Annotated in this window: 22 protein-coding genes; 17 read left to right on the forward strand and 5 right to left on the reverse strand. The window is 48.9% G+C overall.

Annotation, left to right across the window (positions count from 1 at the left end):
- Positions 1-3: 3 nt before the first annotated feature.
- On the reverse strand, positions 4-1,782 hold the full coding sequence (locus tag KNO94_RS12815; RefSeq protein WP_214780297.1) for a solute:sodium symporter family transporter: 1,779 nt from the start codon (positions 1,780-1,782) through the stop codon (positions 4-6).
- Positions 1,783-1,961: 179 nt separating this feature from the next.
- Here KNO94_RS12815 and KNO94_RS12820 point away from each other — a divergent pair, with 179 nt between their 5' ends.
- Positions 1,962-2,591: a hypothetical protein gene (locus KNO94_RS12820; protein WP_214780299.1), complete on the forward strand. Its 630-nt coding sequence runs from the start codon at positions 1,962-1,964 to the stop codon at positions 2,589-2,591.
- Between the two features lie 55 nt (positions 2,592-2,646).
- On the opposite strand, the gene mgtE is transcribed toward KNO94_RS12820, so the two are convergent.
- Positions 2,647-4,005 (reverse strand): magnesium transporter, encoded by a 1,359-nt coding sequence (gene mgtE / locus KNO94_RS12825; protein ID WP_214780301.1) that lies wholly within the window; start codon positions 4,003-4,005, stop codon positions 2,647-2,649.
- A 322-nt stretch (positions 4,006-4,327) separates the two neighbouring features.
- Between mgtE and arcA the strand changes: the two genes are divergently transcribed.
- From arcA to cydC, 8 genes are all read left to right on the forward strand, one after another.
- On the forward strand, positions 4,328-5,557 hold the full coding sequence (gene arcA, locus KNO94_RS12830; RefSeq protein WP_214742420.1) for an arginine deiminase: 1,230 nt from the start codon (positions 4,328-4,330) through the stop codon (positions 5,555-5,557).
- Positions 5,558-5,578: 21 nt separating this feature from the next.
- On the forward strand, positions 5,579-6,607 hold the full coding sequence (gene argF, locus KNO94_RS12835; protein ID WP_214780303.1) for an ornithine carbamoyltransferase: 1,029 nt from the start codon (positions 5,579-5,581) through the stop codon (positions 6,605-6,607).
- Positions 6,608-6,660: 53 nt separating this feature from the next.
- A complete protein-coding gene (gene arcD / locus KNO94_RS12840; RefSeq protein WP_214742228.1) occupies positions 6,661-8,136 on the forward strand; it encodes an arginine-ornithine antiporter in 1,476 nt (491 codons plus the stop codon).
- A gap of 14 nt (positions 8,137-8,150) precedes the next feature.
- Positions 8,151-9,113 (forward strand): carbamate kinase, encoded by a 963-nt coding sequence (gene arcC / locus KNO94_RS12845; protein ID WP_214780312.1) that lies wholly within the window; start codon positions 8,151-8,153, stop codon positions 9,111-9,113.
- A 162-nt stretch (positions 9,114-9,275) separates the two neighbouring features.
- The gene (locus KNO94_RS12850) at positions 9,276-11,618 is read left to right on the forward strand and encodes a TIM-barrel domain-containing protein (RefSeq protein WP_214780314.1); all 2,343 of its coding nucleotides are present in this window, start codon (positions 9,276-9,278) and stop codon (positions 11,616-11,618) included.
- 118 nt (positions 11,619-11,736) lie between these two features.
- On the forward strand, positions 11,737-12,426 hold the full coding sequence (locus tag KNO94_RS12855; RefSeq protein ID WP_214780316.1) for a Crp/Fnr family transcriptional regulator: 690 nt from the start codon (positions 11,737-11,739) through the stop codon (positions 12,424-12,426).
- 122 nt (positions 12,427-12,548) lie between these two features.
- Positions 12,549-14,273 (forward strand): thiol reductant ABC exporter subunit CydD, encoded by a 1,725-nt coding sequence (cydD, locus tag KNO94_RS12860; RefSeq protein WP_214780325.1) that lies wholly within the window; start codon positions 12,549-12,551, stop codon positions 14,271-14,273.
- Positions 14,270-15,988 (forward strand): thiol reductant ABC exporter subunit CydC, encoded by a 1,719-nt coding sequence (cydC, locus tag KNO94_RS12865; protein WP_214780334.1) that lies wholly within the window; start codon positions 14,270-14,272, stop codon positions 15,986-15,988. The genes cydD and cydC overlap by 4 nt, the downstream gene beginning before the upstream one ends.
- Before the next feature lie 253 nt (positions 15,989-16,241).
- Here the strand turns inward: cydC and KNO94_RS12870 are convergent, their stop codons facing one another.
- Positions 16,242-16,766 carry a hypothetical protein gene (locus KNO94_RS12870; protein WP_214742222.1) on the reverse strand — a complete coding sequence of 175 codons (525 nt, stop codon included), beginning with the start codon at positions 16,764-16,766 and terminating at the stop codon, positions 16,242-16,244.
- 128 nt (positions 16,767-16,894) lie between these two features.
- Positions 16,895-17,971, reverse strand: a complete 1,077-nt coding sequence (locus KNO94_RS12875) for a diguanylate cyclase (protein ID WP_214780336.1) — start codon at positions 17,969-17,971, stop codon at positions 16,895-16,897.
- 233 nt (positions 17,972-18,204) lie between these two features.
- On the opposite strand from KNO94_RS12875, the gene KNO94_RS12880 reads away from it, so the two are divergent.
- The 6 genes from KNO94_RS12880 (at position 18,205) to KNO94_RS12905 (ending at position 22,282) form a co-directional block, all read left to right on the forward strand.
- Positions 18,205-18,387: a hypothetical protein gene (locus KNO94_RS12880; RefSeq protein WP_031422036.1), complete on the forward strand. Its 183-nt coding sequence runs from the start codon at positions 18,205-18,207 to the stop codon at positions 18,385-18,387.
- Positions 18,388-18,469: 82 nt separating this feature from the next.
- Complete coding sequence (msrA, locus tag KNO94_RS12885) at positions 18,470-19,420, forward strand: peptide-methionine (S)-S-oxide reductase MsrA (protein WP_214742220.1); 951 nt, start codon at positions 18,470-18,472, stop codon at positions 19,418-19,420.
- A gap of 13 nt (positions 19,421-19,433) precedes the next feature.
- On the forward strand, positions 19,434-20,720 hold the full coding sequence (locus KNO94_RS12890) for a DUF2252 domain-containing protein (RefSeq protein WP_214780338.1): 1,287 nt from the start codon (positions 19,434-19,436) through the stop codon (positions 20,718-20,720).
- A 62-nt stretch (positions 20,721-20,782) separates the two neighbouring features.
- Positions 20,783-21,061 carry a DUF5327 family protein gene (locus tag KNO94_RS12895; protein WP_214780340.1) on the forward strand — a complete coding sequence of 93 codons (279 nt, stop codon included), beginning with the start codon at positions 20,783-20,785 and terminating at the stop codon, positions 21,059-21,061.
- Between the two features lie 107 nt (positions 21,062-21,168).
- Positions 21,169-21,534 (forward strand): rhodanese-like domain-containing protein, encoded by a 366-nt coding sequence (locus KNO94_RS12900; protein WP_214780342.1) that lies wholly within the window; start codon positions 21,169-21,171, stop codon positions 21,532-21,534.
- 115 nt (positions 21,535-21,649) lie between these two features.
- A complete protein-coding gene (locus KNO94_RS12905; protein WP_214780344.1) occupies positions 21,650-22,282 on the forward strand; it encodes an HAD family hydrolase in 633 nt (210 codons plus the stop codon).
- Between the two features lie 46 nt (positions 22,283-22,328).
- On the opposite strand, the gene KNO94_RS12910 is transcribed toward KNO94_RS12905, so the two are convergent.
- Entirely contained in the window at positions 22,329-23,741 is a 1,413-nt protein-coding gene (locus KNO94_RS12910) for an NAD-dependent succinate-semialdehyde dehydrogenase (RefSeq protein WP_214780346.1), read from the reverse strand.
- 92 nt (positions 23,742-23,833) lie between these two features.
- Between KNO94_RS12910 and KNO94_RS12915 the strand changes: the two genes are divergently transcribed.
- Together KNO94_RS12915 and KNO94_RS12920 are read left to right on the forward strand one after the other, a co-directional pair.
- A complete protein-coding gene (locus tag KNO94_RS12915; protein ID WP_214780348.1) occupies positions 23,834-24,373 on the forward strand; it encodes a glycerol-3-phosphate acyltransferase in 540 nt (179 codons plus the stop codon).
- Positions 24,342-25,940: a GNAT family N-acetyltransferase gene (locus KNO94_RS12920; RefSeq protein ID WP_214780350.1), complete on the forward strand. Its 1,599-nt coding sequence runs from the start codon at positions 24,342-24,344 to the stop codon at positions 25,938-25,940. The genes KNO94_RS12915 and KNO94_RS12920 overlap by 32 nt, the downstream gene beginning before the upstream one ends.
- Positions 25,941-26,001 lie beyond the last annotated feature (61 nt).

Genomic DNA, 26,001 nt, shown 5'->3' on the forward strand with positions numbered 1-26,001 from the left:
GGTTTAGCTACTTTGTTCTTCTACATCGGACGGCTCTTCACCCAAATTGTTTAGATAGCGTTCATAACGAGAAATGCCGTAGCGGTATGATGCCCACATGAGTACGGACGTGACGACGACAAGTCCTGCTGTCAGTGGAACAAACCATCCGGAAACGATGCCGTTCGCATAAGCGAGTCCAATTGGCGAGAAGACAAGGTAAACGAAAATCATCGAAGCGACGAGCAAAATCGATGTCGAAAGGGCATGCCGCCACGGTTTGACTCGTCCGAGTTTGATTTGGATCGGATTTGCTTGCAGCATCGGTCGTACACGCGCAAATACGAGCATGATTCCCGTTTCGATGACGAAGAGGATTCCGTAAATATGGATAAAGTTGATGCCGATTTCGACGCCGAACCATTGTTTCGTTCCCCACACGAGGAAATAGTAGGCGATGACGTGGAAAAAGACGACGGTCTTCGCGGCGATCGGTGGCACACGTTTGACGAGCATCCCGATTAAAACGATGACGAGAATCGGGATGTTGAAGAAACCGGTGAATCGACGAATCAAGTCCCACAAGCCATCTGGCGCATACATGAGATTCGGGGCGACAAAGAACGAGACGAGCGCCACGAACGTCCCGAACCATTTGCTGACACGGATCAAGTCTTGGTCAGAGGCATCCGGTTTGAACTTCGGTTTGTAGATGTCGAGAACAAAGAGCGTCGCGATACTATTCAAAAGCGAGTTGAACGAGCTGAATACGGCACCTAGTAAGACAGCGAGGAAGAAGCCCATGAGCCACATCGGTAACAGCTCGGCAATTAGACTCGGATAAGCGAGGTCGGCCTTCTCGACGTTTGACCCATACAAATGGAACGCGATGACGCCAGGTAACAACATAAAGATTGGAACGAGTAACTTCAAATAGCCAGTAAAGAGAACGCCTTTTTGACCTTCTGCTAAGTTTTTTGCACCGAGGGCCCGTTGAATTACGTATTGATTCAGTGCCCAGTAGAATAAGTTCGCAAAAATCATTCCGGTAAAAATGGATAGGAACGGGACCGAGTCGTTGGCTGAGCCGATGGCGTTCAACTTTCCGGGATTCGTCGTCGCAATCGTCTTCATCCCGTCCAACAGATTCCCGTCCCCTAGTGCGAGGAAACCGAGCGTCGGAACGAGGAAACCGATGATGATGAGTCCGATTCCGTTCAACGTGTCCGATACGGCGACCGCACGAAGGCCTCCGAAGATAGCATAAATCGCCCCGATGATGCCAATGAACCAAACGACGAGCCAAAGGGACTGCTCAAAGCTGATGCCGAGAAGGGCCGGCACGTCGAACAGTTGTAGGACGGCCAATCCACCTGAGTACAGCATAGACGGAATCGTGACGCACATATAGCCTAGTAGAAACAACAGGACGGTCAATCGACGAACGTCTTCGTCATAGCGTTGACTTAAAAATTCAGGAATGGTCGAAATTCCGATGCCAAGAAAACGCGGTAGTAAAAAGAGTGCCATGATGATGGCAGCGATCCCGGCCGTCACTTCCCAAGCCATGGCTGACATGTTGCCGGCGAACGATTGGCCATTTAAACCAATCAATTGTTCCGCTGACAAGTTGGTCAAGAGGAGCGAACCTGCGATGAAGACGCCTGTTAGACCGCGACCTGCTAAGAAATAATCATCGGCACTTTCGACTTTTCCTCGCGTCATGCGATATGAGACGTAGGCGACGAGCGCCATGAACAAAGCACCGGTCACGAGTATGTACAGTACTTGTTGAAATGTCATGAAATCCCCTCATTCCTTACTTATGTTTTATATGTATTTGTAGGAAATACCCTAAAGTGTAAGAAGGTAGTCCTATTGTTTTGGGCGAATCATGCAGAAACCATGAACTTGGGGGCGGTTGCATCATGGTCGTACTTGAAAAAATCGATGAGGCTGAATGAATCGATGGGAGGGACCTCGTGAAGAAGTGGATGATTGGAATGTTATCTATTGTGGTGGTAGCAGGTTATATCATGTTTAGTGAAATGCTGAAAGAAGAAAATACGAGTGATTTGGCTGTGACCGAAAGCTTCCGACATATAGACGATTTAGCTACACGCTCGCCGGTCGTCATCGTCGGCAAAGTCAGCAGTCACCCGAGATCTTATGAATATCATTCGGTCACTTTCTTTGAATCATACATTCAAGTGGAGCGTGTCTATCGAGACGTGAATGGTCAACTGAAGTCAGCCGATACGATCACCCTCTTACAAAATAATATGGAAGAAGACCCGCTCGTCAAACGAGGCGAGACCGTTTTGCTGTATTTACAAAGATATGAAGGACCCGTGATGGAGAATGCGTATCGGATTGTCGGTCTACAACAAGGACATTTCAAAGTGAATCGGACGGGGACTCTAACTTCGGTAGGAGAATCCAATCTTTATCAAAAAAGCGGGCTCAGTGCGGACTTGAGTAAACTAGAGACATTATTGAAAGACCATCCTTATATGGCAGAACATAACGACGTGATGACGGATGAGGAAATCGAGGCTTTCAATGAAAATGAAAAGCGTTTGTTAGAGGAATCTCAACAACATAACGAGTAAAAGCGGCGCTGACAAAATCAGTACCGCTTTTTATTATCGAATTTTCTTTCGAATGTCATAAAAACTGGAGCATGGACGTCGCAACCGTGAAGTAGATGATGAGCCCTAGATTGTCCATCAATGTCGTGATGAACGGTCCCGAGGCGACAGCCGGGTCTAACTTCAGGCGATTGATGAGAAGTGGTACAATCGTGCCAATCATTGTGGCGACACTGAGTGCGGCAAAGATGGAAACTCCGACAATGAAACCGATCAGCATATTGTCATACAGCAGCGTGATCACGCCGAAGATGACAATCATACAAGCGATTCCTAAAATAATACCCGTCCCGAGTTCGCGTCGAATCATCTTCATGACGTTCTTTCGATTGATGGTCCCGAGTGCAATCGAGCGGACGGCGACAACGAGTGATTGCGTGGCTGCGTTCCCGGCAGAGCCCATGACAAGTGGCATGAAGACGGCGAGAAGCACAATCGTTTCAAGCGTATCTTCGAAACCACCAATCGTCGAGGCCGTAATCATGCCGAGAAACATGAGGCTGACAATCCAAGGGGCACGTTTTTTCGCCGCCTCGAGCGGACTCATGTTGATATCGGATGACCCCTTCGTTGCGGAGAGTTCTTCAAAGTCTTCTGTCGTTTCGCGCTCGATGACGTCCAATACATCATCGACCGTGATGATGCCGAGTAGCTTTTGCTGATCATTGATGACAGGAAGGGCCAATAAATCATACTTTTGGACAATCCGAGCCAAGTCTTCTTGGTCGGTCATGACGTTTGCCGAGATGACACGGAATCCCATGATGTCCTCGATTTTCGCCTCGAGCGGCGCGACAATCAAGTCTCGTAACGAAACGACCCCAACTAGTTGATGGGTGTGATCGACAACGTATAAGTAATAAATCGTCTCGGCATCAGGTCCGAGTTCACGCAACTCTTCAAGGGTCAACCCGACCGTTTTATCAGCTTGAAGGACGACGAACTCAGTCGTCATGAGCGATCCGGCCGTTTCTTCTGGATACTGCATCAAATCTTTGACTTCCTGTTCCTCGATATCATCCATCTGCTCAAATAGCGTGTCCATGAACGCGTCGGGTAATTCCCGCATCAGGTCGGCCGCGTTATCCGAATACATTTCATTTAAGATGCGGACGGCATACGGCTGAGGTGTTTCTTGGATAAATGTACATTGTTCCTCTAACGTCAGCTTTTCAAATAGATCGGTGAATACCTCAGGGGAGATGGTTCGATACACGAATGCCCGCTCATGTTGATTCAGTTCGATAAAATGATCCGCCTGCTCACCCGGGTGAAGGGAGAGGAATAGATCTTGAAAATCAATCGGGTCTCCTTTTTGAATCAATGTACGAAGTGCTGCTTCGTGTTCCTTGTATTCCGTTTCTTCAATTTTCATATCCTCACATCCTGATCTCTCGCGTTTTCAATTTATTTTACGGTGAATAAAAAAAGTTTTCCGCTTTTTTTACGGAGATGTTATACATCATCCATACATCTCATTTCCCCTTGTCATGGCACCGATTTTTAGAGCCTTGTTTGTTCATTCACAAAGGTGAACGTTTATACATAGCTATGTGGAATCGACAACAGGTGAAGTGCCGGATTAGACATTCGCAAATTTGGTAAAGTGATAAGGTAAGGGTAGTCACACACCCGAATCACAAGGAGGAAGCGAGATGATCTCAATGACGAATCAACCGATTTCACAAGATACGACGCTGAAACATCCGATTCATGTGTATTCAGAAATTGGAGAATTAAAAACAGTATTACTGAAACGACCGGGCAGGGAATTAGAGAATCTTACCCCGGAATATTTAGAGCGCCTCTTGTTCGATGATATTCCCCATTTGCCGGTCATTCAAAAAGAACACGATTATTTTGCGAGTGCGCTTCAAAATCGTGGTGTGGAAGTCCTTTACCTCGAAAAACTAATGGCCGAAACGTTATCACTCCCCGGTGTGCGCGAAAAGTTTGTCGCGGATATCTTATCGGAGTCTAAATCAAATATCAACGGCTCTTACGAAACATTAAAAGAGTATTTACTCGATTTTGATAACGAAATGTTGATTGAGACGGTGATGGCCGGTATCCGAAAATCGGAAATCAAGCCGGAGAAACGTCGCCATTTACATGAAATGATTGAAGATACGTACCCCTTCTTTTTAGATCCAATGCCAAACCTCTACTTTACACGAGACCCAGCCGCTGCAATCGGTCACGGACTCTCCATCAACCGAATGAAAGAACCGGCACGTCGCCGTGAATCACTCTTCACGCAATATATTATGCGCTATCACCCACGCTTTGCGAAACATGATGTTCCCATTTGGTCGGACCGCGACTATCGATTTGCGATGGAAGGGGGAGACGAACTCGTCTTGTCAAAAGAAGTCGTCGCCATCGGCATCTCAGAACGAACGACCGCACAAGGCATCGAGCGTGTCGCCCTCAACCTACTCAAACATGGAGACAGCTTTAAAAAAGTCATCGCCATCGAAATTCCGAAATCACGCGCCTTCATGCACCTCGATACCGTCTTCACGATGGTCGATTATGATAAATTCACCATCCATCCATTCATTCAAGGACCGGAAGGAAAAATGAACATTTTCGAGCTCACGTTAAACGCGGAAGGCGAACTCCAAATTACTCAACATACCGATTTGTTGAAAGTATTAAAAGATGTCCTTGGGTTACAGGAAGCCACGTTGATTCCTTGTGGTGGTGGCGATCCAATCGCAGCGGCCCGCGAACAATGGAATGATGGATCAAACACGCTCGCCATTGCCCCAGGTGTCGTGGTCACGTATGACCGAAACTACGTCTCGAATGAGTTGCTTCGCAAAGAAGGCGTCGAAGTGATTGAAATCATGTCGAGTGAACTATCACGCGGACGTGGGGGTCCACGTTGCATGAGCTGTCCGATTATCCGTCAAGACATCTAAATGTGATAAGGAGGAAGCAGTATGTCTACAACGTTCAACTTTGATTTGAAAGGTCGTCATTTTTTATCGCTAAACGAGTTTTCTGGTGAAGAAATCAACTACTTGATCGATTTGTCTGCTGCATTCAAACGTCAGAAAAAACAAGGTGTCCCACATCGTATTTGTGAAGGCAAAAACATTGCCTTGCTCTTTGAAAAACCATCGACACGGACGCGTTGTGCGTTCACGGTCGCTGCCATCGATTTAGGGATGCATCCCGAATATTTAGGCAAGAATGACATCCAGTTCGGGAAGAAAGAATCGGTGCGCGATACCGCAATCGTCCTCGGACGCATGTTTGACGGCATTCAGTTCCGTGGCTTCGCCCACGAGACGGTCGAAGGTCTTGCGAAAGACGCAGGCGTACCGGTTTGGAACGGCTTGACCGACTTGTATCACCCAACCCAAATCTTGGCTGACTTTTTGACAGTGAAAGAGCAAAAAGGAGAGTTAGCCGGAATTAAATTCGTGTACGTGGGTGATGGACGGAACAACATGGGCAATACGCTGTTGATCGGTGGTGCAAAAGTAGGGATGGATATGCGAATCTGTGCGCCGAAATCACTTTGGCCATCTGATGAAATCGTGGACTACGCGAAGTCGGTCGCTGCTGAAACAGGTGCTGTGATCACCTTGACGGAGAGCATTGAAGAAGCGATGGATCAGGCGGACGTCGTCTACACAGATGTTTGGGTGTCGATGGGCGAAGAGTCGGCTTTCGCAGAACGAATCGAACTGTTGCGACCATATCAAGTGAACATGGATATGCTTCAAAAGAGCGGCAACCAGGACATTATGTTCATGCATTGCCTCCCAGCCTTCCACGACTTAGAAACGGAAGTCGGTCGAGCGATTCACGAACAATATGGGTTAACGGAAATGGAAGTGACCGATGAAGTGTTCCGCAGTCGTCACTCGTTCGTATTTGATGAGGCGGAAAACCGGATGCACACCATCAAGGCGGTAATGGCAGCAACGCTCACGGAGACACGCGAATGGCTTGATCGTTGACGAGGAGGGGAATTCCCCCTCCCGGTTCAAAATAAGCGAAAGGGATGAGTAGAATGTCTACGAAGTTGGAGCATGACTCAGGTGGTTCGGCTGGAGTACATCCTGACAAGCAAGACAAGCGGTTAGGTCTCGGAGCGTTGACGGCACTTGTCGTCGGATCGATGATTGGCGGTGGCGCCTTTAACTTGGCTGCCGATTTGGCGCAAGGTGCGAACGCAGGTGCCATTCTCATCGGGTGGGTGATTACTGGGATTGGGATTATCGCGCTCGGTCTCAGCTTTCAAAATTTGACGATGCGCCGTCCTGACCTGGACGGTGGTGTGTATAGCTATGCACGGGCAGGTTTTGGGTCGTTCGTCGGATTTAACTCGGCCTGGGGATATTGGTTGTCTGCCTGGCTCGGAAACGTGGCGTATGCCACATTGCTATTCAGTTCGGTCGGTTATTTCTTCCCGATTTTTGAAGGGGGACAGAACATCGCATCGATTATTGGCGCATCGATTATGCTGTGGCTCGTGCATACCCTCATCTTACGTGGGGTGCATGAGGCATCGATGATCAACATCGTCACGACGATTGCCAAGCTCGTACCGATTTTTGCATTCATTACAATTACCTTGTTCTTCTTTAATCTCGAAAACTTCACTTTCGATTTTTGGGGACAAGGCGGCTTCTCGTGGGGAAGTGTGCGTGACCAGGTCGTCTCGACGATGCTCGTGACACTTTGGGTATTTATCGGCGTAGAAGGAGCTGTCGTGCTTTCTGGTCGTGCTCGGAAACGTTCAGACGTCGGAAAGGCGACCGTGATTGGGTTGCTCGGTACACTCGTCATTTATTTGCTCATTTCCATCATGTCGCTCGGTCTCATGACACCGGAAAATGTGGCGAACGCCTCACAACCCGCGATGGCATATTTGCTCGAATCGGCCGTCGGTCCGTGGGGTGCGATGCTCATCAACGGAGGACTCGTCATCTCTGTCCTTGGTGCGTGGCTCGGTTGGACACTTTTAGCGGCTGAGATTCCATTCGTCGCCGCAAAAGATGGAGTCTTCCCAAAATGGTTCACAAAAGAGAATCAAAATCAGGCTCCCGTCAACGCCCTTTGGTTGACGAACGGGTTGATTCAGCTCTTTCTCTTCACATTCTTGATTTCAGATGCCGCATATAACTTCGCCTTTTCTCTCGCATCGAGTGCGATTTTGATCCCATACGTGTTCTCGGCCTTTTACCAAGTGAAAGTAGCGAAGAACGGAATCGGATATAGTGCCGGTGAACGAAAAACACGCGATTTGACGATTGGATTAGTCGCGTCCGCTTATGGATTATGGCTCATTTACGCCGCTGGAATCGATTATTTACTTCTCACCACGCTTTTATATGCACCAGGGACACTTCTCTACATGAAGGCACAACGTGAAAATGGCATCAAGTCACTCACTAAAACGGAATGGATGGTCGCCGGTGTATTGACCGCACTCGCCATCTTCGCAGTCGTACGCATACTATCGGGTAATATCTCAGTCATCTGATCGGGGGTATGGATATGGAGAAAAAACGTGTGGTCATCGCTTTAGGCGGGAATGCGATTCAACAAGGGAAAGATGCGACAGCTGAAGCACAAATACAGGCCGTCGAGGCGACGGCGGAAGCTCTCGCTGCACTCATTGCGGAAGGAGTCGAGGTCATCATCACACATGGGAACGGTCCGCAAGTGGGAAACCTGATGTTGCAACAAGCCGCATCAGACAGTCCGGCCACACCGGCGATGCCGCTTGATGTCTGTGGTGCGATGACGCAAGGGATGATTGGATACTGGTTCGAAAATGCACTGACCAAAGCGCTTCGTGCACGTGGTCTTGAACAGCATGTGGCCTCGCTCGTCACCCGGAGTATTGTCGATCCGAACGATAGTGCGTTTCATCATCCGACCAAACCGATTGGTCCGTTTTACACGGAAGACGAAGCGCTTCATCTCGAACGGACGACGGGCTATGTTTTTAAAGAAGACGCAGGAAGGGGATATCGTCGGGTCGTGCCGAGTCCAATCCCTATAAAAATCGCTGAACATGCCGTCATTCGTACACTCGTTGAAGCGGGGCACATCGTTGTCGCTTCGGGTGGGGGTGGCATTCCGGTCATGGAGACAGCGGACGGATATGTTGGCATCGAAGCGGTGATCGATAAAGATTTCGCGGCCGCAAAACTGGCGGACCTCGTCCATGCAGACGTATTACTCATTTTGACGGCTGTCGAACATGTGTATGTCAATTTCGGGAAACCGGACGAGATGGCGCTTCAAGAAACGTCGAAAGAACAGATGGAGACGTATATCGCTGAAGGGCAGTTCGCACCCGGAAGTATGTTACCGAAAGTAAGAGCGGCGCTTCAGTTCGCCGAATCCGGTACGAACCGTGTCGCCATCATCACGTCACTCGATCAGGCACTAGCAGCCATTGACGGAGATGCAGGAACACGAGTCCGTTTGGCGCCATCGCTTCAACAATAAAAATGTGTCGCAGACGTGAAGCGTTTGCGACTTTTTTGTTTTCTGCCTGGGTTCAAGGGGAAGGAAGGTTGTATGCCAAAAATGAGATTGCTATCCTATTTAGTGTAAACGTTTGCACTTATTTCAGGAAGGAAGTGACGGAGAGCGGAAACGCTCGAATATATGCGCCTATTCGAAGAAAATCATGTGTACCAGTCGTGGATGAGACCAAAAGCAAGAGAAGAGGCAATCGTTCAAGGAAGCTGCTATCGCTTCACCGTATTGACGAGTCAGTTGATTCGAATGGAGTATGCGGAGGACGGTGCCTTTGAAGACCGCGCCACACAAGTGGCATGGAATCGGGAGTTTGATGTGCCTGATTTTCGAGTGATTGAAGATGAGACAGAACTCCAAATCATCACCGAACATGTCCATTTGTATTATACGAAAGGTCCGTTCGCGCCGAACACGCTCTACGTGGACGTGAAAGGGAACTTTAGTACGTATTATAGTCGCTATCAATTTAACGGTCCTGAACGGACGCTGAAAGGGACAGCGCGGACGCTCGACCATGTGGATGGTGCGACCGAATTAGAAGAAGGAATCCTCTCTAAACAAGGATATGCGATCATAGATGATTCATCCTCGTTTTTGATGACGGATGATCGCTTCGTCGAACCGAGACGAAAAGGAATTCATGATATTTATTACTTTGGATATGGTCATGACTATAAACGGGCACTTCGCGATTTTTATACGTTGACAGGTCCGACACCGATGCTACCGCGTAAAGCGCTCGGAAACTGGTGGAGCCGCTATTGGCGATATGACGAGAAAGAGTATAAGGCGTTGATGCGCCGGTTCAAGTCGGAAGATGTTCCGTTCTCGGTCAGTGTCATCGATATGGATTGGCACGTGACGGACATCCCGGAAGAGTACGGGAGCGGCTGGACGGGCTATTCTTGGAATAAAAACTTGTTTCCTGAACCGAAGCGGTTCCTCAACTGGTTAAAGGATGATGGAATGATGGTGACGTTGAACCTGCATCCGGCGGACGGGGTCCGTGCGTTTGAAGACCAATATGCGGCGATGGCCGAGGCGATGGGAATTGATCCGGAATCGGGAGATCGAATCCCGTTCGATTTTTCAGACAAACGATTCATTCAAGCGTACTTTGAACAAATGCATCATCCACATGAGGCGGATGGCGTTGATTTTTGGTGGATCGATTGGCAACAGGGATCGACCTCGAAGATGGAAGGACTCGATCCGTTGTGGATGTTAAATCATTATCACGCCATCGATATCGCCCGTGACGGCAAGCGTCCGCTCATTTTCTCTCGTTACGCAGGACCAGGGAGCCACCGTTACCCGGTCGGATTCTCAGGAGACACGATCATCTCGTGGGCATCACTTGCCTTTCAGCCGTACTTTACAGCGACAGCGACAAATATCGGTTACGGGTGGTGGAGTCATGACATCGGAGGCCATCAGCTTGGGAAAAAAGACGATGAGCTCGCTGCGCGTTGGGTCGCATACGGGGTGTTTAGTCCAATCATGCGCCTCCATTCGACGTTCAGCACCTTCAACGGGAAAGAGCCTTGGCGTTTCGGGACCGAAGCCGAACAGTCGATGAAGCGATTCTTACGTCTGCGTCACGAACTCATCCCTTATTTATATACGATGAACTATCGTAACCATGCCGATGCGTTACCACTCGTGCTACCGATGTATATCGAGCATCCCGATGACGAAGCGGCTTATCAAGTACCGAATCAGTTTTATTTTGGTAGTGAACTCATTGTGTCCCCAATCGTCACGCCGATGGACCGAAAGCTCCATGTTGCCGGAACGAATGTCTGGCTACCAAAGGGAGAATGGTTCGATTTCTTCACGGGACATCGTTATGAAGGCGACAAGTCGATTCGTGTGTTCCGTGGACTCGATGGACAACCGGTCTTCGCCAAAGCGGGTGCCATCGTTCCCCTCATGCCGCATCAACCGCATGCGAACGAGACGGGAAACCCGAGCGAGCTAGAAGTACTCGTCTTTCCAGGTGCCTCGAACACGTTCACGATGTATGAAGACGACGGGGAAAGCCGAGACTATGAGACGGGCGCCTCGCTTGAAACGACGTTCACGCTCGACTGGGAAGCGCGGACGCTTCACATTGAGACATCAGGTGATCTGACACTCGTCCCGGCAAATCGGACGTTGACGATTCTAGTTCGTGGGGTCGTCGGAGAAGGGGATTATGATGCGGAGACGCAGACGCTACACATCCCACTCGGTGAATGGAAACAAGAGCAGACAGTGACACTCCCTGTCGATGTGACACAGAACGCCCATCGACTTGACCGTCTCTATCGGTTCTTAGACCGCGCGGAAATCGCCTACAATCTGAAAGATCGTTTGTATCAGATGGCGACGACGAAGACGCGTCTCGAAGCCTGGTTGTTTGACCTCCATGCGTTAGAACTCGATCGAGATTTGCAAGATGCGCTATTAGAACTGATGTTGGACTGAAAAAGGGGGGAGACCCCCTTTTGTCATGTCAGAAAACTGTCGGTTTTTGAAAGCGTTCTCACGAAAAATCCCTATATACTTGAGATAGAGGATTCGATTAGAAATGAGGGGATGTATGATGCGACATATGTGGACAGTGGATGATTTACGACAGTTGACACTATTTTCGAACTGTTCGAGTCGGGCGCTCGAACAACTCGTTCCGCATGTCTACTGTCGAACGTATCGAAAAGGACAACTGTTGTTCATGGAAGGGGACCCGCGAGAGCGCGTGTATTTCTTAATGAGTGGATACGTCAGACTCGAACGGATGAACGAGCATGCGACGCATCAGTATGCGGACTATGTGAAGCCGAAACAATTCTTCCCATACAATGGATTATTCACGGAGGAAGACTATCGTCACACGGCTGAAGCGGTGACGGATATTGAGGTCATTTACATTCCGACAGACCGATTCGAGCGATTTGTATCCACGCAGTCGAATATGCTGCTCTATATCATCGGACAGATGAATCGCATTTTGGATTTGCATGAGCGACGTGTCCAAGAAATCATCACCCCGAGCGCAAAAGAACGCGTACTCAATACGATCCACTTCCTAATCGAAGACTTAGGTGAACCGGATGAACAAGGGATACGTGTCCGTTGTCCGTTCACAGCGATGGAATTATCTCGTCTATCCGGAACGTCCAGAGAGACGGTTTCTACGATTTTAACAAAGCTTCGAAAAGAAGAGGTGCTTCGAATGGATGCGCACCAGCTTGTCATCGGTCATCCTGAATATTTTGAGCAGGACTTTGATTGACGCCACTCAGGAGAGGGCGTCTTTTGCATGTTCGAACGAGCGGAGCGTTCGCTTCAAAACGTAGCATATTGTATAATTAGTGATGAATCTCACAAAGCAATCGGATTGTGAATAGAGAAAGGATGAATGCAGTGAAACGACTGCAAACCCTTGCGTTCGCCGAGCGTGGTCACATCATCGGACTCGTGTTGTCTGCGATCATGATTGGCCTATCGATTTTGGCGCAAGCGTATTTAATCGTCGACATTGTCGACCGTATCTTTTTAAAAGATGAATCATTTGAAGCTGTCGTCCCGGCGTTACTTTGGCTCATCGTGGCCCTGTTGGCGCGAGCTCTTTTCGGCTATGTCTCCGGACGAATCGGAGCGAGTTTATCGGAAAAGGCGAAGCAGACGTTACGCCTGCAATTGCTAGATCGCTATGCCACGAGTCCGGTCGAGTCGTCCTTGACGGGACAGTCTGGGAAGAAAGTGAGTGTGTTCATGGATGCTGTTGACGAGGTAGATGCCTACTTCAGTCAATACTGGCCACAAGTAATCCAAACCTCGATCATTCCGCTTCTGATTTTGGTTGTAGTCTTCAGCCAACATTGGATTTCAGGTGTCATCATGATGGTGACGGCGCCGTTTATTCCGTTGTTCTTTATCATCATTGGGATTGCGACACAGAAAAAATCGGAAGAACAGATGGAGAAGATGAATCAATTTTCCGGGAAGTTTCTCGATGTCTTACAAGGTTTGACGACACTCAAACTCTACAATCGAACCGAACTGGAAGCAAAAGCGATTGAGAAGAGCAGTCTCGACTTTCGGGATGCGACGATGGTCGTCTTAAAGACGGCATTCTTATCTGGACTCATGCTTGAATTCATCTCGATGCTCAGTACCGGCGTCGTGGCGCTAGAAGTCGCGCTACAGATGGTCGTTTGGGAGAACCTGACGTTCTTCTCGGGCTTCTTGATTCTCGTGTTGGCGCCAGAGTATTACTTGGCTATCAAAGATCTAGGTAGCGCCTTTCATACGGGACGTGGCAGTATGGGCGCAGCGGACCGCATTTTTGACGTGTTAGACGCCCCGGATGATCGCATCCAGTGGGGGACGAAGTCGCTTCGTTCACGGACACCGGACCTTGAACTAGAAGAGGTATCGTTTGAGTACGCAGGTGGACGCTTTTCCCTTCAGCCATTGAGTGGTCGCATTTCGTCCGGCACCCACCTTGCGTTAGTCGGCGCGAGCGGTTCCGGGAAGACGACCGTACTCAATGTGATTTCAGGACTCTTACAGGTGAAGTCAGGTCGTGTCCTCGTAGATGGTGAACCCCTTCATACGTATGATGAGTCTGAATGGTATGGAAATGTTGCGTATATCTCTCAAAATCCGTATCTGTTCGCAGGGACGCTCGCCGAGAACATCGCGTTAGGAGAAGTGGCTGATGAGCGTGCGTTACTTGAAGCAGCCGAGGCAGCTGGTCTATCCGATGTGATCAATCAGTTACCGAACGGGATTTGGACAGAGCTCGGAGAGGGAGGATTCGGACTATCTGGTGGGGAGCGGCAACGTCTTGCACTCGCACGTGCTTTCTTTAAGCGCCCCGGTATTCTATTGTTTGATGAACCGACGACCGGTCTTGATTTGAAAACAGAGCGGATTGTCAGACGTTCGATTGAAGCACTATCGAAAGACGCAACGTTGATCACAGTGGCGCATCGTTTGCATACAATCAAAGAGGCGGACACGATTTGGTTTATGGATGACGGGAAGCGAATTGCAGAGGGGACGCACGAAGCGTTACTCGCTGTGCCGGAGTATGCAGAACTGTTTGCACTTCAGAAAGGGGTGAGCCGATGAACTCGCTTTGGACCATCACAAAATGGATGATGCGCGAGAAAAAAGATATCTTTCTCTCCATCTTCTTTGGATATGCAGCAGGGATTGCGGCGGTCGCCCTCTTTGCGGCAAGTGGCTATCTCGTATCACGGGCAGGGCTCGTCCCGCCACTATATGCGCTCATGGTACCTGTCGTCTTGATTAAGCTGTTCGGTGTGATTCGGGCGGGAAGTCGTTATCGTGAACGTCTCGCCTCACACCGGGCGACGTTTACAATTTTGAGTGAGTTGCGTGTCCGGTTTTATCGTCAGTTAGAGCCACTCGTTCCGTCCATCTTTGCGAAATATCGGAGCGGGGACTTGCTCGCACGCGTCGTCGGGGATGTGGAGAGTCTTCAAAACTATTTCCTGCGCGTGTTTTATCCGCCCATCATTCTCGTCCTCGTCTTTTTGAGCACGATTTACTTCGTCACGTTCTTCTCGTTTGCGGTCAGTCTCTGGATCTTGTTTGGTGTACTGATCACGGGCTTCTTGATTCCACTCGGATTTGCACGAATTCGTGCCCGTCATGACGAGACGATTCGCGCGTTACGTGGAGATGTATCGATTCACTTGACAGAGATGCTATTCGGGTACCGAGATTTGAAACTTCATCATCAACTCGAGCGCACGAAACAAGAAGTCTTTACGCGTGGTGAACGGTATATGGAGGCGGAGCGGAAAGATACGACGAATCAGTTTTTCAATTCGGCGCTTGTCGTCGCGGCTTCCTTACTCGTCTCATGGGGCGTGTTGGCCATCGGTGCGTATCAGGTGGTAAATGGAGACTTGAACGGATTGTTCTTGGCAATGCTCATTATGATGTCGCTCACGGCGTTTGAGAATACGACGCCGATGGCTGTCTTCCCTGGTCATTTTGCGGACAGCAAACAAGCGGCAGATCGTCTGTTTGAAGTGACGGAGCCGAGTGAAATGATTGCAGCGCGTGAGGCGACACGTCAGGACGTGACGTTCATGACATCACCATCGATTTCGTTTGAAGACGTGCGGTATCGCTATCCAGACACGTATCGAGATGTGATTGATGAGGTGACGTTACACATCCCGAGTGGTTCGAAGACGGTCATCGTCGGACCAAGCGGGTCAGGGAAGTCGACGTTACTTCAACTGCTATTGGCTTTCGTTCGGACGGAAGATGGCACGATTCGGTTGGATGAGTACAACGTGAACGATGTCAAACAAACAGCCATTTGGCAACATGCGAGCGTTGTCTTGCAAGACAATCATTTCTTTTACGGAACCGTTCGAGAAAATCTGGCGTTAGCGGGTGATTTCACAGACGAAGAGATGAACGTAGTACTTGAGCGCGTTCGTTTATCATTCACGCTAGACGAACCAGTCCTTGAGAAAGGGGCAAACTTGTCAGGTGGGGAACGGCAACGGTTAGCCATCGCACGGGCACTTCTCAAAAATGGGCTACTTTGGTTGCTCGATGAACCGACATCGGCACTCGATGCCGGTACGGAGGCACATGTGTTCTCTGAACTGTTGACACAAGCTGGGACAGGGACGTTGATTCTCGTCAGTCATCGTTTGACCGGTCTAGAAGCGTTTGATCAAATCATTGTCATGGAATCCGGAAAAATCGTCGAAGTCGGGTCATATGAGGAACTGATGGTGAAACGTGGCATGTTCTATGAATTGAAACAAATCGAACAAGAAGTGTTCGCATCATAAAAAAGACGAGCGGCCCCGTCGGTGGGCTGCTCGTCTTGTTTTTGGCAAATATGGGTGCAACAAATGGGGGTTGTCGCAACACTTTCAAAAGAGTGTCGTGGAGGGGAATCCACGTGACGTGATGTGTTTGGGGAACGTACACGCCAAGCTTTTGGGAAGCTACAACTAGAGTATAATTGATAACGATTATCATTGTCAATGAGAATCATGAAAAAAATCCATACGTGCGAACACGTACGGATTGGGTCTTGAATTAATTCGAGGCCACGCCTTTTTGAACCGTGAATCGGATCAAACTGAACAAATATCTCGTGAAGAAGAGGGCGAACGCATAAAATACCGCGATGAACGGTGACTGAAGATGAATACCTGGGATGTTCATCAAAAACTCTAACACGAGTATAGATAAAAGAAATACATAAAGTGCCGCGTCTAAATAAAGTGGCATCAGTCGGCCACGTTGATGCCAAAACGTACGAACAAGTGGTGCAACGGTCATCCCGACAATGCGTTCAGCGAAGCCGATGCTCAGAACGGCGATGATGAAAGATGGGACGGTGTTAAACGACACGAGTTCCGAGAAAAAGAACCCGGAAATCAACAGGAGTGGACCGATGACGATCATCATGGATAGCGATGTACGGAAGAAAATCCAAAGGTTCTGCTGAATCGAGCGAACGCCCCCGAGTGCTGATTGCTGAAGCGTTTTACCCCGTTTATAATCAAGCGCGAATGAGCCGATAAACATAATTCCAAATAACGATAACAAAACTGACATGAACGATGTTTCCCCTTTTCTGAATAAATCATGATGTACCAATACGAACCAAAGTCTAGCCTAGTTTACCGATTCGATTCGAGAAAGTAAAGCGAGAAAACACCGCCAAGTGTGAAGATGTTGACACATTAAGAAGCTAGGATGAAACGATTTCGTCCAGACTCTTTTGCGTGATATAACGCTTCATCTGCGTGTTTTAATACGCTATCGATTTCAATATCGTTGGAATGACAGGCTCCAAGCGAAACGGTAATGTGTAACGTACCGGCACTCGTTTCAAACGGAAAAGTGGAAACCTTTTCTCGAATAGATTCGGCAAGCCGTGATACTTCGTTACGTGTCGCATGTGGCATGACGATTAAAAATTCTTCGCCACCGAAACGCCCGACCAAATGGCGTTCTTCGCTCTCGTTAACAAGGAGCATACCGAGCTCGCGTAAGACGTCATCCCCGACATCGTGACCGTACGTATCGTTCACGCGCTTGAAATGATCGATATCGACCAAGATTAACGCATATTCCTCAGCCTCAACCGTCAAATTGGCCATCGCTTCGTTCAAGAGACGCCGGTTGGCAATCCCGGTGAGCGCATCGGTACGAGCGAGTTGTTGTTGATGTTGAACGTTCTCGAAGTGACGGCGCAATTCAAGAAGCAGTCGATAGGCGGCGCAGGCTCCACCGTAAGACATCAATGTATAGATGATCAAAACGGGATAGAAGAGACTGAGAGGGAGTGCAGCATAAATGGCCGCCCCGAAGATGGCGACACTGATTGTAGTGAATACAAGTAAGGTAGCACGTGTATTGTCTAGGCGCGTTCGGAGGATACTGATTGATCCCACGAGAACGAACATAGTCGCAAACGCTAAGTAAAGCCCAATCATGGCACCGCCTGTATACCAAACGACGAGAGCGCGAACAATTAGAAAAATGACACCGGCAACCGTACCACTCACCCAGCCGCCGAATAAGACCGCAAGCAAGATTGGAATCGCGCGTAAGTCAATCAGCACGCCTTCTAGATGTAAGGCGTTGGCTAACAGCAACATGGCAATCAGTCCTGTCTGCACACCGAGCAACACTCTTGCTTTCAATGGAGATTGTGGTGTTAAACGAGGTCGATTGCGAAACGGTAAAAAGGAAATGGTGAAGAGCGTGAACAAGATACACAGGTTGATGAAAAATGCATTTATGATTGCGAGCATCGAAGCTCCCCCTTACCCCGTATGGAAATATTTAGTTACATTATAATGCATCTTCATAATGCATCTTCTTTGAAACAGACAGGCATATCCTGCGGGCGAAAAAATCCCTAAAGTGAGTATTCAAGAAATCATCGTTGATTCCTTTTGTCTATGCTGTGATTCGTCCCATCATTTAGAACTTTCGCTATGAGAAATCGAAAGTTTGGTATGATAAGAGAAAAGGAGGACTGTCCGTGCGTTACTGGGATCATTTTAAACGAGCGTTTATTCCGATTGCGCTCATCTTGATTGGATTAGCGATCTTTTATACTTTATCGGCTCGAGATAACATGGTGTTGACGCTTTTAGGGGCTGCGATTGTTGGAGTCATCTTATTTTTAGTGATGCGTCACGTGAATCAAGTCGAAGAAGACTGAAACGAGAACACATTTTGTGGTTCTCGTTTTTTGTTGTCTTGCGACATTTTTGGGTACACTACAAAGTAAGGAGGGATTTATTATGGCAAAAGCTACATTTGCGGGAGGCTGTTTCTGGTGCATGGTCAAACCGTTTCATAAATATGAGGGAGTCGAACGTGTCATTTCGGGATACACAGGAGGACATGTCGACAACCCGACATATCAACAAGTCTGTTCAGAGACGACTGGACATTTAGAGGCAATCGAGATCACGTTTGACCCTGAGGTTATCTCATATGAGGAATTACTCCGCATCTATTGGCGTCAAATTGATCCGACAGATGGTGGAGGTCAGTTCAACGACCGTGGTGAATCTTACCGTCCGGCCATCTTCTATCATACTGAAGAACAACGAGCTGCAGCGGAGCGTTCGAAACAGGAAGTGGAAGACTCTGGACGATTTGACCGACCAATCGAAGTCGAGATTCGTCCGGCAAAAACATTTTGGGAAGCGGAAGACTATCACCAAGACTATTATAAAAAGAACCCGTTCCGTTATGAGATGTATCGGGTCGGTTCGGGACGCGCGAAGTTCATCAAAGAGGCATGGAGCGATCGCAAACAACAGCAAGCACTTCGTGAACGCTTGACGCCGATGCAATATAAAGTCACGCAAGAAAATGGAACAGAACCACCGTTCCAAAATGAATATTGGGATGAAGAACGGGAAGGCTTGTACGTCGACATCATTGACGGGACTCCGCTCTTCACGTCTCACGATAAGTTCCAATCGAACTGTGGATGGCCGAGCTTCTCGCGTCCGATCGAAGAGAAACGAGTCGATTTGAATATGGACACGACGCACCATATGGTTCGGACGGAAGTTCGTTCGAAACAAGGTGACAGTCACCTCGGGCATGTATTTGATGACGGTCCGAAAGAGCTTGGCGGTTTACGCTATTGCATCAACTCGGCCGCTCTCCGATTCGTTCCTGTAGAAGAGCTTGAAGAGGCTGGGTACGGGGAATATAAACACTTATTCAACAAGTGAGGGAGAGAACCGTATGTTCACAGCCGTCAAACAACAAATTCGGTGCGAGACAATCGGGACCGTACTGGATTTTTATGACCAGTCGATTCGTCATCTTTCTGAAGAGGCGAGACAAGAGAAGTATACGAAGATGAGTTCGAGCCCATTCTCATTCTTTCGAGGGAGCTCACACTTGTTCTACTACGACTTTGCGAAAGTGCCGATTGCTTTTGACACAGGTCCCGATCATCCGACGTTCATTCAAGGCGACCTACACTTTGAAAATTTCGGTGTGTTCGAGGACGGAGCTGGGAACATCATTTATGACGTGAACGACTTTGACGAAGCGTACATCGGTTCCTACTTGTTCGATTTATTGCGGATGGCGGTTTCCGTTGATTTGTTCGCAGCCGAATCAGGATTTGACGGCAAAGCAGCAATCGAGGCATTTGCCCGGACTTATGCGGATGCCATCGAGCAACATGCGTCTGGACGGAGTGAACATATTCAGTTCACGAAAGACAACACGTGTAAAGCGGTCAAAAAAGTCATTAAAAAAGCGGAGAAGAAGAAAGATGAGTTCATGTCGGAACGAACGGAAGTAAGGGACGAAGAACGCTACTTTTCGACAAGCGACGACCTGATTCCAGTTTCCTCGGAAGTACGGGAAAAAATCGAAGCGGCATGGGGTGATTATCTGTCTTCCTTGTCAGATCAACATAGGCATCATGCCGATCACTATGACATCAAAGACATCGCCATCAAGCTACAAAGCGGCACGGCTTCCATCGGGCTTGAACGCTACTATATTTTGATTGAAGGTGCCGATGAGGAGCACGATGAAGATGTCATTTTAGAGATGAAACAAGCGCAATCCGCTGTTCCGTCCCTCTTTCTTCCGACACACCCACTGTTTGAAAACGGGTTGTCTCATCAAGGGGCTCGTGTCGTTGCCGCACAACGGGCAATGGTCCACAGTCGTGACCCATATCTTGGCTATTTGACGATTGATGACAAAGAATATTATGTCAGGCAGCGTTCGCCCTATAAGCGAAAAGTAAAAGCGAAACACATGAAGGATGAGACATCGCTCATTGAGACGTTACAAGTTCAGGCGCAAATCACGGCAAAGATTCATGCTCGGGCCGATGCGACATCGAATGTGCTCGACTATACGGCAAGCGAACGAATCGCGGCGGCAATCGGTAACTCCCCGTCCCTCTTTATTCGACAGTTATCGAGATGGGCTGATTTTTATGCAAATCAAGTTCGTTTCGACTATGACGCCTTTTTAAATTGGGTCGAGTCAAGGAATCGGTGAGGATACTTGCGAATCGAGGATGAAATCCTGCACAATGGAAGCGTAAAGGATGTGTACGGACTATGATTACAGAACAACAAGTTATCGCCCAAATGCGTCAGGTGATGACACAGATTGAATCGTCGACCGGTGAAGTGCAAAAGCGTCATTTAGCAAAGTTAATGGGCTTTTGTGAATTACTTCTAGATGAGACGTCAGAAGCGAAAGCGGTCGGTATGCCGCAAACGTCGACACCTACGAACGAGACAAAACCGCCGCTTGATCGACAGATGGCTGCCTTTCTTGGCATTCCGATGGAGGAAGACGAGCAACCGAAATCGGATTCATTGCTCGATTTTTGAACCACATGTCATGGACATGTGGTTTTTTTGTGGATTCACTTTCATTGACTTAAATACCTTAGGGGGTATAATGGATGTAAGAAATGAATGCAAATGGAGGCGTGAATATGTTGGACTTTCTTTTTGTGGCGGTCATCATCGGAATCGTATATTTTTGGTGGAGTCGTCGTAACAATGTCAAAACGGTCTCGACAGACGATTTAAAGCGAAGAATCGCGGAAGAACGAAATATTCAATTATTGGACGTGCGTGAGCCACATGAATACCGCGGTGGACATATCAAGCAAGCGAAAAATGTTCCTCTTTCTGGATTCGGGAACGCACAGGCGAAGTATCCGAAAGACAAAGAACGTCCTGTGTATGTCATTTGTCAGAGCGGGATGCGTAGCCAACGTGCGGCAGCGATGCTGAAGAGTGCCGGATATACTGACGTCTATTCGGTAAAAGGCGGAATGAGCTTCTGGCGAGGATAATAGATGCGACTGAACGGATTCGTTCAGTCGTTTTTTTTGTCACCACGTTTTCCCTTTTGCATTTTCGGGGATTCTGCTACGGTAGGGAGAGAGTGAAAGAGAGGGGATCAATCCAATGGCAGTGATTTTATTTGATATCGATGGCACGTTAGTAGATACGACCGGACCGATGACGAAGGCGATTCATGAGGCGCTCGAGGAGCTTCCTCACCTTCCAAAACCGAGTGAAGAGGCGGTCCGCTCAGGATACGGATTGGCAGGAAATGCGTTTTGGGAGCATGTCATCCCAGAGGCGACACTTGAAGAGATTCGTCTCATCCGCAGATTGCGCCACACGACTCTCGAGAAGACGATGGAAGGGCAGAACGTCTTGTTTGAAGGGATTCGTGAGATGTTGGAGACGCTTCACGAGCAAGGACATACGTTGACGACGGCGAGTAACTGTGGCGTTCACTACATGAACTTGATTTTAGATACGCAACAGATTCGTTCCTATATGACGGCACCGGAATGTTTGGAGTCTGTCGGTGGCGAGAAGAAGGCAGATATTCTGACAGCACACCGTGTCCGGCACGGAGAGGCGGATTATATTATGGTCGGCGATCGTAAATCGGATGTCGAGGCGGCTCGCGCCCATGACTTCCCGGTCGTCTTGACAGGGTTCGGATTCGGCAATGAAGAAGAGTGGGCACTTGCGGATCACGTGATCCAATCTCCGCACGATTTAGTCGAGTGGGTCAACCGATAAGACAAGGCTTGTCGCATATGTCGACAAGCCTTTTGTATACCTACACTTACAACCCGAGTGAGATGTATTTTACTTCTAAAAATTCCTCGATGCCGTGATGTCCACCCTCACGGCCGAGTCCGCTCTCTTTCCAACCGCCGAACGGCGCTTGCGGCGTTGACGGAAGTCCGTCGTTCACACCGACAATCCCGTACTCCAACGATTCAGCTAAATAGACCGCTTCATTGATGTCTTGCGTGAACAGGTAAGCGGCTAAGCCAAATGGCGTGTTGTTCGCCCGTTTGATGACTTCATCGAGTGAATCGAACGTCGCAATCGGTGCGACAGGTCCGAACGTCTCTTCGTTCATGCAGAGCATGTCTTCATTCGCGTAACGAATGACGGCAGGACGGATGAACAAGCCGTCTAGCACCTCACCACCGTACACTTCACCGCCACGAATCTGTGCGTCCTCGATATGCTTTTCGACTTTACTAAGTGCATCGTCATCGATGAGCGGACCGATATCGACACCTTCCTCTAGTCCGTTCCCGACTTTCAACGCTTCGACCTCTTTAATGAAACGCTCCGAGAATTCATCGACGACGGCACGTTCGACATAGATTCGGTTCGCGCAGACGCACGTCTGTCCACCGTTTCGGAACTTTGTGGCGACCGCTTGCGGAACAGCCTTATCTAAGTCCGCCTTTGCCGTGACGATGAGCGGAGCGTGTCCACCGAGTTCGAGTGAAATCTTTTTCATCGTATCTGCAGCGTCACGCATGAGCATTTTCCCGACTTCCGTTGATCCTGTGAACGTCAATTTGCGGACCCGTTTATCTTGTTGCCACGCTTTGACGATATCTGACGCCTGTCCTGTGACAAGGTTGATGACCCCTTTTGGGAATCCTGCCTTCTCCGCTAATTTAACTAGTTCGATGGCAGTCAACGGTGTCGCCGAAGCTGGTTTCATGACGACCGTACAACCTGCGGCAAGCGCAGGCGCGACTTTTCGTGTAATCATGGCAGCCGGGAAGTTCCAAGGTGTGATGGCTGCGATGACGCCGACCGGTTGTTTGATGGCAAAGATTCGTTTCTGGTTTGATGAAGCCGGAATCGTCTCTCCATACACGCGTCGTCCTTCTGCTGCATACCAGTCGATAAATCCATTTGCATAGTTGATTTCGCCGATGGCTTCTTTCAGTGGCTTTCCTTGTTCCTCGACCATCGTCCGTGCGAGTTCTTCCGTATGTTCTGTAATCAAACGATTCCATTCATTGAGTAGTTCGCCTCGTTCTTCTGCTGTTTTTTGTTGCCATTCTTGTAACGCCTCATGCGCGGCATCGACGGCTTGTGTCGCTTCGGCGGTATCACTTTTGGTCACGACGGCCATCACGTTACCCGTGGCCGGATTGCGTACCTCAATTGTCTGTTCGGTTTCTGTCCATTCCCCGTTAATGAAGTTTTTCTCTTCTCGCATCTTGATTTCCCCTTTCCAAAAAGTGCACAGTTAATTAGAGGATACCCGTTTTTCTGAAACGCACACAAATTTCCAAAAAATGAGGGGATATTATGTGGATTATCATCATTGGCTATCTCGTCGGGAGTCTGCTCGGGGGCAAACTGTATGGGGTGCTAAGTGGACATGATTTAGCGACATCTGGTTCGAAGAATACCGGTGCACGCAATGCGCATCGCATCGGTGGCGTGAAGGCGTTTCTCATCGTATATGGATTCGACGTGCTCAAGACGATTCTCATCCTACAGATGAGCGGACCGTATTTTTGGCAGACGGCGTTCGCGCTCACACTCGGGCATATTTATCCGTTTTGGCGAATTCGTGCAGGTGGGAAGGGATATGCCGTTTTTTCTGGAATCATATGGGCATATGACCCATGGTGGTTTATTGGGGGTCTTGCTATCTTGTTACTCTTCATCAAAGTAACAGGTAACTCTCGTGAGACGGGACTAGTGATGCTGATCTTACTTCCGCTCGCTGCGCTTGGACATGTCGAGAATGTCATATGGGCTATGCTGATTGCTATCGTGATCGTCTATCATCATGTGAAGGAGGGAAACCATGATCGTATACAGAAAAGCCGGGGCGTCTGATTTTGACGCCATTCATCGGTTGAATTACGAGACTTTCGTTGAAGAGATCCCGCAACATCCACCGAATCCGGAGCGACGACTCGTCGACAAGTTTCATGAAGAGAATACATATTGGATCGGGGAAGCGGACGGTGAAGTGATTGCCATGTGTGCGTTACGAGGGGAACGGCCATTTTCTTTGGAGCAAAAGGGAGTGCGTATTCCTGAAGGGGAATGGCTCGAGATACGTCTTCTTGCTGTGAAGAAAGCATATCGGCGCAATCGGACATTTGCCGGACTGATGCGTGCGGTCATCGACGATGCGACAGAACGTGAGGTTGACGGCATCGTCATCAGTGGAACGACACGCGAACAAGTACTTTACCATAGGTTTGGATTTGTGCCGTTTGCTGATCCGATTGGTCCTGAAGAAGCGAGATATGTCCCGATGATGTTAACGAGGGCTGCTTTTTACGAATCCCAATCAGCGTCGACTCTACGTCCGAAAAGTTTACTCGCAGGTCCCGTTGAATGCTCAGAACGTGTACGAACGCGACTCTCGAGGCAACCGCGCCCTCATCGTTCAAATGAAACGAAGCGGATGCTCGAAGCGGTGCAACAAAAACTGACGGGAATAATCGGACTCCCTTACGTCTATACGCTTCTTGGAAGCGGGACGGTCGCCAATGATGCGGTTGCCGTTCAGTTGGTTGGACGAGGTGTCATTCTCAATACGGGCGAGTTTGGAGAGCGCCTGATTGACCATGCCCGGCGTGCGGGTCTCGCTTTTGATGTCATTACAGTAGACGGAGATGGAAGGTGGGATCGAACTCAATTCGAACGCATTGCGCCGGATTGGGTATGGACCGTTCATTGTGAGACCTCACATGGGGTTTTAATCGATCTTGAACCACTTCAGACATGGCAAGGCATCGTTGCCATTGACGCGATTAGTGCCGTTGGGACGTTCGCCTATGACTATGGATTCGCGAACTACGTGACCTTTTCTTCAGGAAAGGCGTTGCGGAACGTACCGGGTCTCGCATTCGTCGCCATGAAGCATCGGGCAGACGCGATGCGAAACGTGCCACGCTATCTTGACTTGTCACTTTATCAACCAATCGCCTTTACGCAGTCAGAACCGCTCCTTTCGGCGATGGCGGTCGCATTAGACGAACTGACGGAAGAGGAGGTCGCGTCGCATGAAGAGAAGCTGCTCGTCCTAGTCAATTCGCTTCATGAGAACGGCTTACACATTGAGCTCAGTCCTGCCCAGTCACCGGGTATCCTGACCATTCCGATTCCCTCTACCCAGTCATCCATCGCACTGGGGAAACAATTGTCGTATCAAGGTTATCTCGTGCAATATGAAAGTGACTATCTAAAGCGGGCGAACGTCATTCAAGTATCGACCATGGGTTGGACGACGCCTCGCATGATGCGAGACGCCGGGGCTTACATCGCACAGTGGATTCAACAAAAAACCGCCACTTCTGAAAGTGACGGTTCGCTTACAGAATTTCCGAGTGGGAAAGCCCACTCCTTCAGGGGTGGGATGAAAGCTCGGCAGGATGCGGAGTGTCAGTAAAGAATCCGAAGGTTTTGGCGCTTTAAGTATCTGGAAATCTTCTTGTCGCAGTTTGTTGGTT

The organism is Exiguobacterium sp. s22, assembly GCF_018617455.1.
Classification (GTDB): domain Bacteria; phylum Bacillota; class Bacilli; order Exiguobacteriales; family Exiguobacteriaceae; genus Exiguobacterium.

Coding starts and splice junctions, on each gene's coding strand:
- KNO94_RS12815 (WP_214780297.1), bottom strand. CDS start 1,782: ATGACATTTCAACAAGTACTGTACATACTCGTGACCGGTGCTTTGTTC.
- mgtE (WP_214780301.1), bottom strand. CDS start 4,005: ATGAAAATTGAAGAAACGGAATACAAGGAACACGAAGCAGCACTTCGT.
- argF (WP_214780303.1), top strand. CDS start 5,579: ATGTCTACAACGTTCAACTTTGATTTGAAAGGTCGTCATTTTTTATCG.
- arcD (WP_214742228.1), top strand. CDS start 6,661: ATGTCTACGAAGTTGGAGCATGACTCAGGTGGTTCGGCTGGAGTACAT.
- arcC (WP_214780312.1), top strand. CDS start 8,151: ATGGAGAAAAAACGTGTGGTCATCGCTTTAGGCGGGAATGCGATTCAA.
- KNO94_RS12850 (WP_214780314.1), top strand. CDS start 9,276: ATGCGCCTATTCGAAGAAAATCATGTGTACCAGTCGTGGATGAGACCA.
- KNO94_RS12855 (WP_214780316.1), top strand. CDS start 11,737: ATGCGACATATGTGGACAGTGGATGATTTACGACAGTTGACACTATTT.
- cydD (WP_214780325.1), top strand. CDS start 12,549: ATGAATGCAGTGAAACGACTGCAAACCCTTGCGTTCGCCGAGCGTGGT.
- cydC (WP_214780334.1), top strand. CDS start 14,270: ATGAACTCGCTTTGGACCATCACAAAATGGATGATGCGCGAGAAAAAA.
- KNO94_RS12870 (WP_214742222.1), bottom strand. CDS start 16,766: ATGTCAGTTTTGTTATCGTTATTTGGAATTATGTTTATCGGCTCATTC.
- KNO94_RS12875 (WP_214780336.1), bottom strand. CDS start 17,971: ATGCTCGCAATCATAAATGCATTTTTCATCAACCTGTGTATCTTGTTC.
- msrA (WP_214742220.1), top strand. CDS start 18,470: ATGGCAAAAGCTACATTTGCGGGAGGCTGTTTCTGGTGCATGGTCAAA.
- KNO94_RS12890 (WP_214780338.1), top strand. CDS start 19,434: ATGTTCACAGCCGTCAAACAACAAATTCGGTGCGAGACAATCGGGACC.
- KNO94_RS12895 (WP_214780340.1), top strand. CDS start 20,783: ATGATTACAGAACAACAAGTTATCGCCCAAATGCGTCAGGTGATGACA.
- KNO94_RS12900 (WP_214780342.1), top strand. CDS start 21,169: ATGTTGGACTTTCTTTTTGTGGCGGTCATCATCGGAATCGTATATTTT.
- KNO94_RS12905 (WP_214780344.1), top strand. CDS start 21,650: ATGGCAGTGATTTTATTTGATATCGATGGCACGTTAGTAGATACGACC.
- KNO94_RS12910 (WP_214780346.1), bottom strand. CDS start 23,741: ATGCGAGAAGAGAAAAACTTCATTAACGGGGAATGGACAGAAACCGAA.
- KNO94_RS12915 (WP_214780348.1), top strand. CDS start 23,834: ATGTGGATTATCATCATTGGCTATCTCGTCGGGAGTCTGCTCGGGGGC.
- KNO94_RS12920 (WP_214780350.1), top strand. CDS start 24,342: ATGATCGTATACAGAAAAGCCGGGGCGTCTGATTTTGACGCCATTCAT.